Source organism: Desulfocicer niacini, from assembly GCF_054657595.1.
This window is the reverse complement of the sequence record NZ_BAAHYK010000172.1, coordinates 1-570: the sequence shown is the minus strand read 5'-3', so window position 1 is coordinate 570 and position 570 is coordinate 1. Positions and strand designations below refer to the sequence as shown.

Sequence of the window (570 nt, the reverse complement as noted above, 5' to 3'; positions counted from 1 at the left end):
TAAGTTGAATATGTGAACCTGGAGCATGGTTTAGCCTTAGTCAAGCGAACCATCCTCCCCCACCTCAATTCCCCACAGGCTTAAGGAAAAATAACCGGGTGGTGTTCATCACGTGCCTTATGTCAGATCGCCGGGTGGGAGTTCTTATTTCACCGACCCCATGCCGAGGGGGGGATGGGCAATAGGGATGCTATGTCAGCACCCCCCTGGAGCTGATTTTTTGGACTTCATAGGCACACCCATTTAACTTGCTGACATTAAAGCCGACCGTACCCTCAATAATGCACACTCTGAGCAGTATGCGAAAGATGCATAATGCCCTGATATGGATAAAGCCGATAACAAAACCAAATGGAAGAGCATCACCCCCAACCACCTTTAGGTGATATTGGAGATGTCGGAGATGAGGAATTGATGTTATTTTTATCATTGTCCTGCGGCGAAGAGTCTGGGGAGCATAAAAACACATCTTGGGATTGCTCAAGGCCACTCCCCCAAAACAACAGTTCGGTTAAAAAAAAACATAAAAACAGGGGTGGTTTCCTGGCTGTAGAAAGGTAAATTCCCCTC

At 47.0% G+C, this 570-nt stretch carries 1 protein-coding gene; it reads right to left on the bottom strand.

Annotated elements, in window-relative coordinates:
* Positions 1 to 362 precede the first annotated feature (362 nt).
* Positions 363 to 570 (bottom strand): hypothetical protein (locus ACYQ2M_RS25240; protein ID WP_459919166.1); only part of this gene is annotated, 208 nt, incomplete at its 5' end.